General features: G+C 70.5%; 14 protein-coding genes. 9 read left to right on the top strand and 5 right to left on the bottom strand.

The window, feature by feature from the left end; translation table 11 throughout:
- Positions 1-399: 399 nt before the first annotated feature.
- The 5 genes from M1E25_RS11450 to M1E25_RS11430 all read left to right on the top strand — a co-directional run bounded on the left by M1E25_RS11450 (position 400) and on the right by M1E25_RS11430 (position 7,676).
- The gene (locus M1E25_RS11450; RefSeq protein WP_251413566.1) at positions 400-1,902 is read left to right on the top strand and encodes an aldehyde dehydrogenase family protein; all 1,503 of its coding nucleotides are present in this window, start codon (positions 400-402) and stop codon (positions 1,900-1,902) included.
- Between the two features lie 56 nt (positions 1,903-1,958).
- Positions 1,959-3,524: a GMC family oxidoreductase gene (locus tag M1E25_RS11445; RefSeq protein WP_251413564.1), complete on the top strand. Its 1,566-nt coding sequence runs from the start codon at positions 1,959-1,961 to the stop codon at positions 3,522-3,524.
- Complete coding sequence (locus M1E25_RS11440) at positions 3,524-4,579, top strand: quaternary amine ABC transporter ATP-binding protein (protein WP_251413561.1); 1,056 nt, start codon at positions 3,524-3,526, stop codon at positions 4,577-4,579. Before M1E25_RS11445 ends, M1E25_RS11440 begins: the two co-directional genes overlap by 1 nt.
- The gene (locus M1E25_RS11435) at positions 4,576-6,594 is read left to right on the top strand and encodes an ABC transporter permease subunit (RefSeq protein WP_251413558.1); all 2,019 of its coding nucleotides are present in this window, start codon (positions 4,576-4,578) and stop codon (positions 6,592-6,594) included. Before M1E25_RS11440 ends, M1E25_RS11435 begins: the two co-directional genes overlap by 4 nt.
- 113 nt (positions 6,595-6,707) lie before the next feature.
- Positions 6,708-7,676 (top strand): ABC transporter substrate-binding protein, encoded by a 969-nt coding sequence (locus M1E25_RS11430; RefSeq protein WP_251413556.1) that lies wholly within the window; start codon positions 6,708-6,710, stop codon positions 7,674-7,676.
- A gap of 109 nt (positions 7,677-7,785) precedes the next feature.
- Here the strand turns inward: M1E25_RS11430 and M1E25_RS25620 are convergent, their stop codons facing one another.
- From M1E25_RS25620 to M1E25_RS11415, 4 genes are all read right to left on the bottom strand, one after another.
- Positions 7,786-7,911: a hypothetical protein gene (locus tag M1E25_RS25620; protein WP_285830638.1), complete on the bottom strand. Its 126-nt coding sequence runs from the start codon at positions 7,909-7,911 to the stop codon at positions 7,786-7,788.
- A 358-nt stretch (positions 7,912-8,269) separates the two neighbouring features.
- On the bottom strand, positions 8,270-9,493 hold the full coding sequence (locus M1E25_RS11425; RefSeq protein ID WP_251413554.1) for a PP2C family protein-serine/threonine phosphatase: 1,224 nt from the start codon (positions 9,491-9,493) through the stop codon (positions 8,270-8,272).
- Positions 9,494-9,626: 133 nt separating this feature from the next.
- Positions 9,627-10,121 (bottom strand): carboxymuconolactone decarboxylase family protein, encoded by a 495-nt coding sequence (locus tag M1E25_RS11420; RefSeq protein ID WP_251413552.1) that lies wholly within the window; start codon positions 10,119-10,121, stop codon positions 9,627-9,629.
- 98 nt (positions 10,122-10,219) lie between these two features.
- Entirely contained in the window at positions 10,220-10,435 is a 216-nt protein-coding gene (locus M1E25_RS11415) for a hypothetical protein (protein WP_251413550.1), read from the bottom strand.
- 49 nt (positions 10,436-10,484) lie between these two features.
- Here M1E25_RS11415 and M1E25_RS11410 point away from each other — a divergent pair, with 49 nt between their 5' ends.
- From M1E25_RS11410 to M1E25_RS11395, 4 genes are all read left to right on the top strand, one after another.
- On the top strand, positions 10,485-11,210 hold the full coding sequence (locus tag M1E25_RS11410; RefSeq protein WP_251413548.1) for a dienelactone hydrolase family protein: 726 nt from the start codon (positions 10,485-10,487) through the stop codon (positions 11,208-11,210).
- Between the two features lie 219 nt (positions 11,211-11,429).
- Complete coding sequence (locus M1E25_RS11405) at positions 11,430-11,792, top strand: hypothetical protein (RefSeq protein WP_251413546.1); 363 nt, start codon at positions 11,430-11,432, stop codon at positions 11,790-11,792.
- Between the two features lie 6 nt (positions 11,793-11,798).
- Positions 11,799-12,983 carry a glutathionylspermidine synthase family protein gene (locus tag M1E25_RS11400; protein WP_251413543.1) on the top strand — a complete coding sequence of 395 codons (1,185 nt, stop codon included), beginning with the start codon at positions 11,799-11,801 and terminating at the stop codon, positions 12,981-12,983.
- A 77-nt stretch (positions 12,984-13,060) separates the two neighbouring features.
- Positions 13,061-13,732, top strand: coding sequence for a hypothetical protein (locus tag M1E25_RS11395; RefSeq protein ID WP_251413541.1), 672 nt, complete (start codon positions 13,061-13,063; stop codon positions 13,730-13,732).
- Here M1E25_RS11395 and M1E25_RS11390 read toward each other — a convergent pair.
- On the bottom strand, positions 13,702-14,289 hold the full coding sequence (locus M1E25_RS11390) for a GNAT family N-acetyltransferase (protein WP_251413539.1): 588 nt from the start codon (positions 14,287-14,289) through the stop codon (positions 13,702-13,704). The two genes, M1E25_RS11395 and M1E25_RS11390, sit on opposite strands and share 31 nt — an antisense overlap.
- Positions 14,290-14,353: the final 64 nt, after the last annotated feature.

The following is a 14,353-nucleotide window of genomic DNA, read 5'->3' as shown; positions in this document are numbered from 1 at the left end:
GGCCGGTCCTCCGGGACGAGGACGGAGCCACCGGCGGCGCACGCCACGTCCCGGCCCACGGTCCGGCGGTCCTCCCCGGCGGCGATCGCCGGACCGTCCGCCCACCCACGTCCGTGGCCCCTGCCGGAGTGTCCGTCCCCTCCCGGCCGCCGCCCCCGGATCTCCACAGGCCGATGTCGTCCGGGCGAGTGAGGCCCGTCACAAGGACTGGTATTCCGAAGCGGGCTTTTGCACCATAACCGCCAGACGATTCTCACTGGCGCGAATCGGACTTCCTGAGTGAGCCCCACCACTTCTCGCCACCGATGAGGCATGCGATCCGGCCATCGGGGCAGGGGTCTCGATCGCCAGTCTGCGACTGGCGCGCACAGAACCAGGCATGGAAGGCAGATTCAGACAGTGTCGGCAACCGAGACCATCCACATAGACGGGGTGTGGCGCGCCGCCGCATCCGGCGCCACCCGGGAGGTCCTCGACCCCGCGGACGCCAAAGTCCTGGCGGTGGTCGCCGAAGGCGGCTCCGACGACACCGACGCGGCCGTGGCCGCGGCCCGCCGCGCCTTCGACACGGGTCCCTGGCCCACGACGTCCGTCGCCGACCGTGCCGCCCTGCTCCGCCGGGTCGCCGACCTCCTCCAGCGAGACCGCGAGGAGATCGCCCTCATCGAGAGCCGCGACACCGGCAAGACCCTCGAGGAGGGCCGTGTCGACGTCGATGACGTCACGAACGCCTTCCGCTACTTCGCCGACCTCGTCATGAACGAGTCCGGCGGCCGCGTCGTGGACGCCGGCTCCACCGAGGTGCACAGCGTCGTCGTGTACGAGCCGGTCGGCGTCTGCGCGTTCATCACGCCGTGGAACTACCCCCTCCTCCAGGCCAGCTGGAAGGTCGCGCCCGCGCTCGCCGCCGGCAACACGTTCGTGATCAAGCCCAGCGAGGTCACCCCGCTCTCCACCGTCCACCTGGTGAAGCTGCTCGTCGAGGCCGGTCTGCCCTCCGGCACCGCCAACATCGTCACCGGCGCCGGCAACCCCGTCGGCGCGCGCCTGTCCGAGCACCCCGGCGTGGACCTCGTCTCCTTCACCGGCGGTCTCGCCAGCGGTACCAAGGTCATGCAGGCCGCAGCCCCCACCGTGAAGAAGGTCGCCCTGGAGCTCGGCGGCAAGAACCCCAACGTGGTCTTCGCCGACGCCTGCGCCACCGAGGAGGGCTTCGACACCGCCGTCGACCAGGCGCTCAACGCCGCCTTCATCCACAGCGGCCAGGTCTGCTCGGCCGGCGCCCGGCTGATCGTCGAGGAGTCCGTCCGCGACCGCTTCGTGGCCGAGCTCGCCCGCCGCGCCGAGAAGATCAAGCTCGGCCGCGGCACCGAGGACGGCGTCGAGTGCGGCCCGCTCGTCTCCGAGCAGCAGCTCGCCAAGACCGAGGCGTACGTCGCCTCCGCCCTCGCCGAGGGCGCGCAGCTGCGCTGCGGCGGCAGCCGTCCCGAGCCGAGCGACGTCCGCCCGGCCACTGGGTACTTCTACGCGCCGACCGTCCTCGACTACTGCCACGGCGAGATGCGCGTCGTCCGTGAGGAGACCTTCGGCCCGATCCTCACCGTCGAGACCTTCCACACCGAGGACGAGGCGATCGCCCTCGCCAACGACACCGAGTACGGCCTCGCCGGCGCCGTGTGGACCTCCGACGCCGGGCGCGCCCGCCGCGTCGCCGGCCGGATGCGCCACGGCACGGTGTGGATCAACGACTACCACCCCTACCTGCCGCAGGCCGAATGGGGCGGCTTCGGCAAGTCCGGCGTCGGCCGGGAGCTCGGCCCCGCCGGCCTCGCCGAGTACCGCGAGCCCAAGCACATCTACCAGAACCTGAACCCGGCGCCCGTCCGCTGGTTCTCCGGCTGACCTCCCTGTCCGCAGTGTCGCGCACAGCACGCACCTTCCAAGGAGCAACAACCCCCATGCCCCCTGTCCCCCGCAGGATCACGGCCGACTACGTCGTCGTCGGCGGCGGAACGGCCGGTTCTGTGATCGCCTCCCGGCTCACCGAGGACCCGGACACCCAGGTGGTGGTCATCGAGGGCGGGCCGTCCGACATCGACCGGCCGGAGGTACTGACCCTCCGCCGCTGGCTCGGGCTGCTCGGCGGCGAACTCGACTACGACTACCCCACGGTGGAACAGCCCCGCGGCAACTCCCACATCCGGCACAGCCGGGCCCGGGTGCTGGGCGGCTGCTCGTCCCACAACACGCTGATCAGCTTCAAACCGCTGCCCGGCGACTGGGACGAGTGGGCCGAGGCCGGTGCCACCGGCTGGGACGCGCAGTCGATGGACCCCTTCTTCCACAGGCTGCGCAACAACATCGTCGCCGTGGACGAGAAGGACCGGAACCCCATCGCCCGGGACTTCGTCGAGGCCGCACAGGCCGCGGCCGACGTGCCCCGCGTCGAGGGCTTCAACAAGAAGCCGTTCCACGAGGGCGCCGGGTTCTTCGACCTGGCCTACCACCCGGAGAACAACAAGCGTTCCTCCGCGTCGGTCGCCTACCTGCACCCGTTCCTGGACCGCCCCAACCTGCAGATCATGCTGGAGACCTGGGCGTTCCGCCTGGATCTGGTCGGCGACCGGGTCACCGGCGTGCACGTGCGCACGAAGGACGGCGAGGAGCTGCTGGTCGAGGCCGGCCACGAGGTCCTGGTCTGCGCCGGAGCCGTCGACACCCCGCGGCTGCTGATGCACTCCGGCATCGGGCCGAGGGGTGACCTCGAAGCCCTCGGCATCCCCGTGAGCCACGACCTGCCCGGCATCGGCGAGAACCTTCTCGACCACCCCGAGTCGGTGATCGTCTGGGAGACCGACGGACCCATCCCGGAGAACTCGGCGATGGACTCCGACGCGGGGCTGTTCGTCCGCCGCGACCCCGAGTCGCGGGGCCCGGACCTGATGTTCCACTTCTACCAGATCCCCTTCACCGACAACCCCGAGCGCCTGGGCTACGAAAAGCCCGAGCACGGCGTGTCGATGACCCCCAACATCCCCAAGCCGCGCAGCCGCGGCAGGCTCTACCTCACCAGCGCCGACCCGGCCGTCAAGCCCGCCCTCGACTTCCGGTACTTCACCGACGAGGACGACTACGACGGCCGCACCCTCGTGGACGGCATCAGGCTCGCCCGCGAGATCGCGAGGACCGAGCCGCTGGCCGGCTGGCTCAAGCGCGAGGTCTGCCCCGGCCCGGAGGTCACCTCCGACGAGGCGATCAGCGAGTACGCGCGCAAGGTCGCGCACACCGTCTACCACCCGGCAGGCACCTGCCGGATGGGCTCCGCCGACGACCCGATGGCCGTCGTGGACCCGGAGCTGCGCATCCGGGGCCTGAAGGGCGTCCGCATCGCCGACGCCTCCGTCTTCCCGACCATGCCCGCCGTCAACCCGATGATCGGCGTCCTCATGGTCGGGGAGAAGTGCGCCGAGCTGCTGGACCGCTCCAAGCCCGAATCCGTTGCCATGCCGGGAGATGATGCGTGATGAGCGCCGAGAAGCCCCAGGAGACCGTGTTCTCCGTCCGCAACCTCTGGAAGGTGTTCGGCCCCAAGGCCGACCGGATACCCGGCAGTGCGCACGCCGGTCTGCCCGCCGGGGAGCTGCGCGAGAAGACCGGGTGCACCGCCGCCGTCCGTGACGTCTCGTTCGACGTCAGGAAGGGCGAGGTCTTCGTCGTCATGGGCCTGTCCGGCTCCGGCAAGTCCACGCTCGTGCGCTGCCTGACCCGGCTCATCGAGCCCACCAGTGGAAAACTCTCCATCGACGGCGAGGACGTGCTCGCCATGGACCGCGCCCGGCTGCGCGAACTGCGCCGCCACCGCGCGGCCATGGTCTTCCAGCACTTCGGCCTGCTGCCGCACCGCACCGTCCTCGACAACGTCGCCTACGGCCTCGAAATCCAGGGCCTCGGCAAGGCCCAGCGCCGCGCCAAGGCCGCCGAGGTCGTCGAGAAGGTCGGTCTGACCGGTATGGAGAACCGGCGCCCCAGCCAGCTCTCCGGCGGTCAGCAGCAGCGTGTCGGCCTCGCCCGCGCGCTCGCCGTCGACCCCGAAGTCCTGCTGTTCGACGAGCCGTTCAGCGCCCTCGACCCGCTCATCCGACGGGACATGCAGGAGGAGGTCATCCGCCTGCACCGCGAGGAGGGCCGGACGATGGTCTTCATCACCCACGACCTGAGCGAGGCCCTGCGGCTCGGTGACCGGATCGCGCTCATGCGCGACGGCGAGATCGTCCAGCTCGGCACCCCCGAGGAGATCGTCGCCTCCCCGGCCGACGACTACGTCCGCGACTTCGTCCGCGACGTGCCGCGCGAGCAGGTCATCACCGTGCGCCACGTCATGCGGGCCGCCGAGGGCGACGAGGCCGAGACCGGTCCCGCCATCACCCCCGGAGCGACCGTCGCCGAGGCCATCGAGGCCGTCGCCCGCGCCGGCAGTCCGGCTCGCGTCATGGACAACGGCCGCTGCCTCGGCGTCGTCGACTCCGACCTGCTGCTGGGCGTCGTCGCCGGGACCCGGCAGGAGGAGGTGGCCGCATGACCACCACCACCTCCCCCGGGGCGGACACCGGGAACCGGAAACCCGGAGCCGCGTCCGCACCCGAACGGCGTGCCACCGGCGCGAACTTCCTGCGCGGCACCGGCGGCAAGCTGCTGCTGTTCGCCGTCGTCGCCGGGACCCTGGGCGCGGTGGCGGCCGCCACGCTGGGCAGCGGCAGCTGGCCCGCGGCGCTCAGTGTCGACCTCACGAAGCCGCTGGACGACGTCAGCGACTGGATCATCGACAACCGCGACACCCACCCGCTGTTCCTGTACTTCCTGCTGCACCTCAGCAACACCGCCACCGCCGCGGTCAACGCGGTGTACGGGACCCTGGTGTCCATGGGCGCGCTCGGCGTGGGCGTCGCCGCCGCGCTCGTCGCCTGGCGGGCCGGCGGCATGGGCCGCACCGGCCTGCGGGTCGCAGCCACCGCGCTCGGCGCCCTGGCGGTCTGCGGACTGCTGGGCATGTGGGACGCCACCGTGCTCACCCTCGCCCTGATGGCGGTCGCAGTGGTGGTCGCGGCCGTGATCGGCGCGCTGCTCGGCCTGGGCGCAGGCCTGTCCGACCGGTTCGACCGGGCGCTGCGGCCGGTGCTCGACACCATGCAGGTGCTCCCGGCGTTCGCGTACCTGCTGCCGTTCGTGCTGATCTTCGGCACGGGCACCCCGGCCGCCCTGTTCGCCACCGTCATCTACGCCGCCCCGCCGATGACCCGGCTCACCGCGCTCGGCCTGCGCGGCGCCGCACCGACCGTCCTGGAGGCGTCGGCTTCGCTCGGCTCGAGCCCGCTGCAGCGGCTGTGGACGGCACGGCTGCCGCTGGCCCGCAAGGAGATGTTCCTCGGACTCAACCAGACGATCATGATGGCGCTGTCCATGGTGGTCATCGCCGCCCTCGTCGGTGCAGGTGGCCTCGGTGAGGAGGTGTACGAGGCGCTTTCCACCGTCGACGTCGGCAAGGCCCTCGCGGCCGGCATCCCGATCGTCCTGCTCGCGATCATGCTCGACCGCACGACCGGTGCGGCCGGTGAGCAGCTCGACGCCGTCGTCACCGACCGTCCGCGCCTCCTGCGCGGCTGGTGGACCTGGGCGGGGATCGCCGTCGCGACCGCCGCGGCCGTCCTCGCGGGCCGGGGCACCGGCCTCGCCGATTGGCCGAAGGCCTGGACGTACGACATCTCGCAGCCGGTCAACGTCTTCAACGACTCGGTGATCGCCCAGCTGCGGGAGGGCCTGCCGGTCATCGGCGGTACCCAGGTGTGGGCCGAGCACTTCACCAACTGGCTGCTGAACCCGCTGAACGCGGGGCTGCACGCCATGCCCTGGTGGCTGCTCCTGCTGCTTGTCGCCGGGTTCGCCCTGCTGGTCGGCACCTGGCGGACGGCGCTCACGGGCGTCCTCGCGCTGGCCGCCGTCGGCGTGATGGGTGTCTGGCCGAAGTCCCTGAACACCCTGTCCCAGGTGCTGGCGGGCCTGCTGCTGACCCTGGTGCTCGGCTTCGCCATCGGCATCCTGGCAGCCCGGGTCGGATGGGTGGAGCGCGCGCTGCGCCCGCTGCTCGACGCCATGCAGACCATGCCGCAGTTCGTCTACCTGATCCCGGTCGTCGCGCTGTTCGCCGTCGGACGCTCGGCGGCCATCATCGCGGCCGTGGTGTACGCGCTGCCCGCCGTCGTCCGGATCACCACACAGGGGCTGCGGCAGGTGGACCCGGCCGCCATGGAGGCTGCGAGCTCGATGGGCGCGAGCGGTTTCCAGCAGTTGCGACAGGTGCAACTCCCGCTCGCCCGGCCGGCGTTGCTGCTGGCCGTCAACCAGGGCGTGGTGCTGGTCCTCGCGGTCGTCATCGTCGGTGGTCTCGTCGGTGGCGGGGCGCTGGGCTACGACGTCGTGTTCGGCCTCTCCCGCGGCGAGCTCGGCACCGGTCTGGTGGCCGGTATGGCCATCGTCTGCCTCGGCCTGATGCTGGACCGGGTCACCCAGCCCACTGCTGCGGCGCGCAAGGACACGTGACGGTGCGGCAGCTTCCGGCAACCGCGCCTCCGGCACGGGCGCACCGCGCGAAGAACCCGCAAGAACCTCGAAGAAACAGAACAAGAACCACAAACAGAAGAGGAAACAGCGTCATGTCCCAGAACAAGCGTGTAGTCAAAGCAGCGATAGCCACCGCCGGTGTGTGCGGCATGCTGGCGCTCAGCGCCTGCGGTGCGGCCAAGACCGGTCAGTCCGACCAGGCGGGCGAGAGCGGCAAGACCGTGAAGCTCACCGTTCCGTCGTGGGTCGGTGCGCAGGCGAACGTCGCCGTCGCCCAGAACCTGCTCGAGAACGAGCTCGGCTACAAGGTCAAGACCCAGCAGATGGGTGAGGTGCTGGCCTGGGACGCGCTGGCCAAGGGAAACCTCGACGCGATCATGGAGGACTGGGGCCACCCCGCCCAGGAGAAGAAGTACATCGACGACAAGAAGGCCGTCGTCAAGGGCGGCGACCTCGGGGTCACCGGTCACATCGGCTGGTTCGTGCCGAAGTACTTCGCGGACAAGCACCCGGACGTCAAGGACTTCCGCAACCTCAACAAGTACGCGGACCAGCTCAAGACCTCCGAGAGCGACGGCAAGGGCCAGATCCTCGAGGGCTCGCCCGACTACGTCACCAACGACGCTGCCCTCATCAAGAACCACAAGCTGAACTTCAAGCCGGTCTACGCAGGCAGTGAGGCCGCGCAGATCACGGAGATCAAGAAGAACGTCAAGGAGAAGAAGCCCTTCCTGACGTACTGGTGGACCCCGCAGTGGCTCAACAACGACATTGAGCTGACCGAGGTCAAGCTGCCCGAGTACAAGGACGGCTGCGACAAGGACACCAAGAAGATCACCTGCGGCTACCCGAAGACCCCGCTGCAGAAGTTCCTCAACGCCGACTTCGCCAAGGACGGCGGCAAGGCGGCCCAGTTCCTGAAGAACTTCAAGTGGACCACGGAGCAGCAGAACGAGGTCGCGAAGATGATCGCGGGCGAGAAGATGTCTCCGGAGGCCGCGGCCGAGAAGTGGGTCAAGGAGAACCCGGACACCTGGAAGCAGTGGATCCCGAAGGGCTGAGTCCCGCTCGGGGCCGGTGGTCCGGACCCTTGCCCGATGTGCCGGTGGCGTACGCGAAGGCGTGCGCCACCGGCACGTTCGCGTTCAGTCGGCCAGGGCCGCGGGTGCCTCAGGGCTTGAGGAAGACCGAGGTGTCGAGCTCGAGACCGAACGGCTCGGGCAGCGGCAGCTTCTCGCCGAAGACCACCCGGTGCTCGTCGCGGTACGCGCCCTTGCCGTCCGGGTTGGCGTACACGGTGGTGCTGCCCTCGCCGTCGTGAGCTCTGCCCGCTGTCCCTCCGGCACCTCCAGGTGCTCGTAGGTGTGCAGCAGGTCGTCCAACTCCTGGTCGGGCAGCGGCGCCGTCATCGTGAGACCTCCCAAGTGGGTGCCCCCTTTCTGGCCGTGTGTGGTTGTGCCGTACTGCCATGCGGGGACTGCCTCCATCATGCGCCACGGGACGGCGCGGACGGAGGGAATGCCCCGGCATCGGGGGCGAGTGCGGGCGCCTCGGGTTACGGCAGACGGGTGACCGCCTGCGGAGCCTCAGCCGTACCCGTCCGGGGAGGGCCGTTCCTGCAGGACCCGGGAACGGCCGGAGGTTCGTGCGGGGGTCAGAGTTCGATGACGACCAGAGCGGTGTCGTCGACGTGCCCGTCCGGGATCAGATCGGCCAGGAGGGCGTCGGCCAGCGTCTCGGCATCGGCCCCCCGGTGGCCGGTGAGCGTGGCGGCCAGCCGGGCCAGCCCGGTGTCGATGTCCTCGTCACGGCGCTCGACGAGGCCGTCGGTGTACATCACCAGGGTCGCGCCCTCGGTGAAGCGGGCTGTGGCCTGGCAGTTGGGGCAGTGGTCGGGCGGGGCGCCCAGCGGTGGGTTGACGGCCTGGTCCAGGAACTGGACGGTTCCGTCGGGGTGGAGCAGAGCGGGCGGGGGATGGCCCGAGCAGCTGTAGGCGATCATGCCCGTGTGCCAGTCGACGACGCTCTGCGCCACGACCGTCGACTCCGCGCCGTCCACGGAACGCGCGTACAGACTGAGCACGTCCAGCGCCTGGGCAGGGCCGTCGGCGACCCGCATGGCGGCGCTGAGCGCGCTGCGCAGTTGCCCCATGACACCGGCGGCGGACAGACCGTGACCGACGACATCCCCGACGGCGACGGCGATGCGCTCACCGGGCAGATCGATCAGGTCGTACCAGTCGCCGCAGACGTTCAGCGCTCCGACCGCGGGCCGGTAGCGCACCGCCGGCCGACGCCGCCCGATGCTCCGGGGCGTGGGCAGCATCGCCTCCTGCAGGGCGAGGGCCACCTGCCGTTCGCGCGCGTAGGCCTGCCGCAGCCGCTCGTTGACCTCCTGCAGTTCACGGCCCCGGGCGTACAGCTCGGCCTCCATCATCCGATGACGGTCGTCGCCGGATCCGAGCCCGCGGTCGCGGATGAACGCGGTGACCTCCTCCACCCGGTGCACGATCATGCGCACCTTGCCGTCCGGGCCGAGCACGGGGGCGTTGACGGGACTCCAGTACCGCTCCTCGAAGATGCCGGGCCGGCCGGGTATCTCCACGTCGTAGCGTTGCAGCGCCATGGTGTCGCGCATCCCGGTGGCCATCACACGCCGCAGCGAAGCTTCCAGGTTGCGCCGGCCGGACGCGGTCGGGTCGGCCGGGTTGTCGGGGAAGACGTCGAACAGGTACCGGCCGGTGAGCTCGTCCCGGGAGCGCCCGGAAAGTCGCAGATACGCCCTGCTGGCGTCTGCGATGATCAGCTCCGGGGTCAGCAGCAGCACCCCTCCCGGGAGGGCCCGGAAGACCGCTGTGTAGTCGATCTCGGGATCCATGTGCAGCCTGCCTCGATGACACCCCTACGAGCTGGGGCTCTGCGACCAGTATCCGCCGGAGCTCGGCAGCCCCGCTCGTCGGAGAGCACCCGGCGCGGCCGCGTGGCTCCGGCGCCCGGAGAGGCCGACCCGCTCAGGCCGAGCCGTTGTGCTGTCCCGGCCGGTACGTCCCCGGCGTCGTGCGGCAGGTGACGGCGATCCGGTTCCAGGAGTTGATCACCAGGACGAGGCTGATCAGCTGGGCCAGTTCGGCCTCCTCGAAGTGGTTCGCCGCCCGTTCATAGACCTCGTCCGGGACGAAGCCGTCGGTGAGGACCGTGATGGCCTCGGTCAGCGCCAGTGCTGCCCGCTCCTGCTCGGTGTAGTAGCCGTGGGCCTCCTCCCAGGCGCTCAGGAAGTAGATCCGCTGCTCGCTCTCGCCGGCCGCCCGGGCGTCCTTGATGTGCATGTCGAGGCAGTACGCGCAGTGGTTCAGCTGCGAGGCACGGATCTTCACCAGCTCCGCGAGGGCCGGGTCGACACCCTTCCGGGCCGCGCGGTCCAGAGTGCGCATGGCCCGGTAGACATCCGGGGCCAGCTCGAAGAGGTTCATCCGGGGCTTGTGGGACTCCACATGAGGTTGCGTCATGCCTTCATGATGGCGAGCGGCACCGACAACGGGATCCGCACCGCTCCGGTAACACGGCCTCGGGAACCTCGGGACAACGGTTGACGCCAAGCCGGTGATCATGGTCCGGCCGGTGTGAGCGCGCCGACCCGGTTCTCGTACTCGCGGCGGGCCTTGCGCTGGGCCGGGATCGCGGGAACGCCCTGGCCGCCGTCGAGCGGCTGGCAGCGGTCGAGGAGCTGGCGGTGCGCGGCTGGGACGGCGCTGACGCGCAGGGTGTAGCCCTGGGGCGACGCGTCCGGGTGCTGTAGTCGGGGCAGACTGCTGTCTGCCATCCGTGAACACCACCCCGAACGGGCGCAACGGTCATTACCGTCCAGTCGCATGACGACGGTCACAACCCGTACGGTCGAATACCCGGCCGACAACCTGACGATGATCGGACACCTCGCGCTCCCGGCCGGTGCCGAGCGCCGGCCCGCAGTCCTGATCGGACCCGAGGGGACCGGGCTCAGCGATGTCGAGCGCCACCGGGCCGAGGCTCTGGCCGAGCTGGGATACGTGGCGCTGGCCTTCGACCTCCACGGCGGGCGCTATTTGGAAGACCCGGAGGAAATGTTGGCCCGTTGTATGCCGCTGCTCGCCGACCCTGACCGGATGCGAGGAATCGGTCACGCAGCGCTCGGCGTGTTGCGTGCCGAACCACGGGCCGACCCCGACCGGACCGCCGCCGTCGGCTACGGCACCGGGGGCGCAGTCGCACTGGAGCTCGGTCGCGATGGCGTCGACCTGCGCGCGATCGGGACGGTCAACGCACTGACCACGGGCCGACCGGGCGAGGCGGCACGCATTCGCTGCCCGGTATGGGCCGGGGTCGGGTCGGAAGACCCGATCATGCCGCCCGCGCAACGGGTCGCGTTCACCGAAGAGATGCAGGCCGCGGACGTCGACTGGCGCCTCGTGGTCTACGGAGGAGCCCTTCACGCCTTCCACCACCCCCCGGTCGACCACACCGTGCCTCCCGGCGTCGGCCACCACCCACGGCACGCACAGCGAGCCTGGCGTGACATCGTCGCCCTGCTCGCCGAGTGCCTGCCCGTCACGGATTGATCCGATCGGCTCCTGATACTCACTCCTGCCCGCCGTCGTCGTCCTCGTCCGGTTCGGGCGTAACCTCGCCGCCGGGTCTGCCGCCCGTGGGTAGAGGCCATGATGACCCGCTCCGCAACAGTGATCGAGCCCCTCTTGCCGGGTTGTCACCCCCTGGCCCTACTCTGATTCCTGCCCAGGACGGGCACATGACAGAAGCAGAAGACGGGGGAGGTCCTGATGGACGCGACGCGACGGCGCCTCAGGTCGGGCACGGTGATACTCGGCAGCGTGAGCGCCCTGGCGGCAATGCTCACCGCATGCAGCTCCGAGGCCGACAAACGGTGCGTGGACCGCAACAGCTATGAGATGAACCGCGGTTACAAGGTGCTGGACTCCAGCGAGTGCCGGGGGACGTCGGGTTCCGGTTCCAGCGGGTCGAGGTACGGCAAGAGCCGTGGTTTCGGCAAGGACGCCGCCTGGTACTACGACGCCGACATCGAGAAGGGCTATGCCGAGGACGGCAGCTTCACCAAGCGCAGTGGCGGCTCGTCCGTGCACCGCGGCGGCTTCGGGTCCAAGCACGGCAGCAGCGGCGGCTGACGCGCCGTGCGCCGGCACACGATCGCGCCGCGTCCCGACTGGCAGCGCATCGTCGAGGACCAGGGCGTCATCTACCCGCTGACCCGCTACCCCGACGACTCGATGCGTCCCTACTGGGACGAGAGCGCGTACTACGAGTTCTCGCTGCCCGAGGTGGAGGCGCTCGAGGAAGTCGTCGAGGAACTGCACCGGATGTGCCTCGCAGCGGCCGAGCACATCGTCGAGCGCAACCGGTTCGCCGACCTCGGCATCGACGACCCGCGGCTCGCCGCGCTGGTCGGCGAGTCGTGGCGGCGGCGGGCCGAACAGCCCAGCATCTACGCGCGGTTCGACCTGCGCTACGACGGCGGGGGCCCGGCCAAGATGCTGGAATACAACGCCGACACCCCGACGTCGCTCGTGGAGGCCGCCAGCGCCCAGTGGTTCTGGATGGAGGACCGCTTCCCGGGCGCCGACCAGTGGAACTCCCTGCACGAGCGGCTGGTCGACGCCTGGAAGAGGCAGAGCCCGCTGCTGCCGCCCGGCGCGCGCGTCCACTTCGCGCACTCCGCGGCGGACGAGCTCGGCGAGGACCTGATGACCGTCGCCTACCTGCGGGAGACCGCGGACCAGGCGGGCCTGGCCACCGAAGCGGTGTCCATGGAGGACATCGGCTGGGACGAGCTCACCGGCCGGTTCGTCGACAAACAACTGGGCTTCATCCGCAGCTGCTTCAAGCTCTACCCGTGGGAGTGGCTGGCCACGGACGAGTTCGGGTCGCACGTGCTCGACACCCTCGACAACGGCGGCGGCACCGGCAGCACCCTGTGGATCGAGCCCGCGTGGAAGATGCTGCTGTCCAACAAGGCCCTCCTGGCGGTCCTCTGGGAGCTGTACCCGGGACACCCCAACCTGCTCCCGGCCTACCTGGACGGCCCGCGGGAACTCGCCGACGAGGGGGGATATGTCGCCAAGCCGCTGCTGGGCCGCGAGGGCGCGGGCGTCACGGTGCACGAGCCCGGCTCGGCGCCGCCGCAGCCCGAGGAACCCTGCTGCTACCAGGCGCTGGCGCCGCTGCCGGACTTCGACGGCAACCGCACCGTGCTCGGGGCCTGGGTCGTCGAGAACGAGGCCGCAGGGCTCGGCATCCGCGAGTCGTCGGGTCTGATCACCGACGAGTACGCGCGCTTCATCCCGCACGTCATCCTCTGACGAGCTTCGAGGAGCCCCGGCCCCGGTGTTCGCCACCGGGGCCGGGGGATGTCAGTGGTGCCGTGTTGGATCGCCCCATGACCGTTCACGACGTGGCACCGCGGCTTCCCGCCCCTGCCGCTCTGCGCAGGCTGTGCCGATCCCTGGCGATGCTCGACGCGATCCTGTGCCCGGACCGGAACTTTCGGTACCACTTCTTCGACGCCCACCGGATACCCGGGCAGGAGGCGGCCTGGATGAGCAACGGGTCCGGCGACGAGTACGCGGTGCTGTTCTCGGCCTCCGGCGTGTGCCTGCTCGGCTTCGACCATGAGTCGCCGCTGACGCCGTACGCGCGGAACGACCTCAGCGTCTGGCCCGGGGTGATCGACGACGTGCCCGAGACCTTTCGGCCGTTCGTCGAATCCGCCAAGGACGAGTGGGGCACGCCGGCCGTGACCGCGTGCCTCTGGCGGGAGACAGGAGACGACGCCTGGCGGCACGGCGCTGTCGACGTTCCCACGGACGTCGAGGACGGCGCGGAGTACCTGTTCGAGCTGCTCATCGATCCGACGCCGGATGCGTTCCAGCGCTTCGCGCAGGACTACTACGAGGTGCCCGTGGACCTGACGGCCGTCGCGCACGTTTACGCCTCCGAACCGCTGACCGACCACGTCATGAAGTCGCTCAACCCCCGGCTCGCTCTCGCGGACCTGGCCGACGACGTGCACGCCATCGACTATCCCTGCGCGGCCCCGGGCACGGACTGAGAGTTCCGGCCTGGGCCACCGGCGGCCGACGTGTCGAGCAGGATCCAGACGTCGTCCGGCAGGTGCTTCGGGGCGGGCGGCGGCACCGGGCGGCGTTCCTCCCGCCAGGCCGCGCCCACGGCGTCGGTGGCCAGCTGTCGCCAGAAACGGGCGGCCTTCGGGTTCTCCTCCTGGAAGGCGATCGCCCACGGCCCGGGACACAGCCGCAGCATCTCCCGCGCCGCCCGGTGCCCCACGCCCCTGCGGCGCAGCGCCCGGACGACGAAGAAGGCGTAGACGGATCGCGCGCCTTCGGACAGGCGCCGGGTCAGGACGAAGCCGGCGAGGTCGCGGCCGTGGTGGATCAGGTGGGCGTGGTGGTCCGGCTCGCCGAAGTACGACGCCAGCCGGTCGGAGCGGTAGGTGCCGTCCGGCCGCGGGACGACCCCGCGGAACTCCGACAGGTCGTGCCAGTACAGCTGCCACAACCGCTCGAAAGTTGGCCGGAGTTCGTCGTTCCCGGCCCGCAGAGTGACCGGCTGCTTGACCGGCTCGGGGGTTGCCTGCGAAGAGTCCATCGGGGCAGAATGCCCGGCCGGGTTTCCGCTCCGCCACCGGTTCACGGCCGTGGACCGGAACCCC

Origin of the sequence: Streptomyces meridianus (genome assembly GCF_023703325.1) — a bacterium.
GTDB lineage: Bacteria > Actinomycetota > Actinomycetes > Streptomycetales > Streptomycetaceae > Streptomyces > Streptomyces meridianus.
This window is presented reverse-complemented; position numbering and strand designations above follow the sequence as displayed.

Bases quoted from the DNA above. Each gene is read 5' to 3' on its own strand.
- M1E25_RS11445 (WP_251413564.1), top strand. From the start codon at position 1,959: ATGCCCCCTGTCCCCCGCAGGATCACGGCCGACTACGTCGTCGTCGGC.
- M1E25_RS11440 (WP_251413561.1), top strand. From the start codon at position 3,524: ATGAGCGCCGAGAAGCCCCAGGAGACCGTGTTCTCCGTCCGCAACCTC.
- M1E25_RS11435 (WP_251413558.1), top strand. From the start codon at position 4,576: ATGACCACCACCACCTCCCCCGGGGCGGACACCGGGAACCGGAAACCC.
- M1E25_RS11430 (WP_251413556.1), top strand. From the start codon at position 6,708: ATGTCCCAGAACAAGCGTGTAGTCAAAGCAGCGATAGCCACCGCCGGT.
- M1E25_RS11425 (WP_251413554.1), bottom strand. From the start codon at position 9,493: ATGGATCCCGAGATCGACTACACAGCGGTCTTCCGGGCCCTCCCGGGA.
- M1E25_RS11420 (WP_251413552.1), bottom strand. From the start codon at position 10,121: ATGACGCAACCTCATGTGGAGTCCCACAAGCCCCGGATGAACCTCTTC.
- M1E25_RS11415 (WP_251413550.1), bottom strand. From the start codon at position 10,435: ATGGCAGACAGCAGTCTGCCCCGACTACAGCACCCGGACGCGTCGCCC.
- M1E25_RS11410 (WP_251413548.1), top strand. From the start codon at position 10,485: ATGACGACGGTCACAACCCGTACGGTCGAATACCCGGCCGACAACCTG.
- M1E25_RS11405 (WP_251413546.1), top strand. From the start codon at position 11,430: ATGGACGCGACGCGACGGCGCCTCAGGTCGGGCACGGTGATACTCGGC.
- M1E25_RS11395 (WP_251413541.1), top strand. From the start codon at position 13,061: ATGACCGTTCACGACGTGGCACCGCGGCTTCCCGCCCCTGCCGCTCTG.
- M1E25_RS11390 (WP_251413539.1), bottom strand. From the start codon at position 14,289: ATGGACTCTTCGCAGGCAACCCCCGAGCCGGTCAAGCAGCCGGTCACT.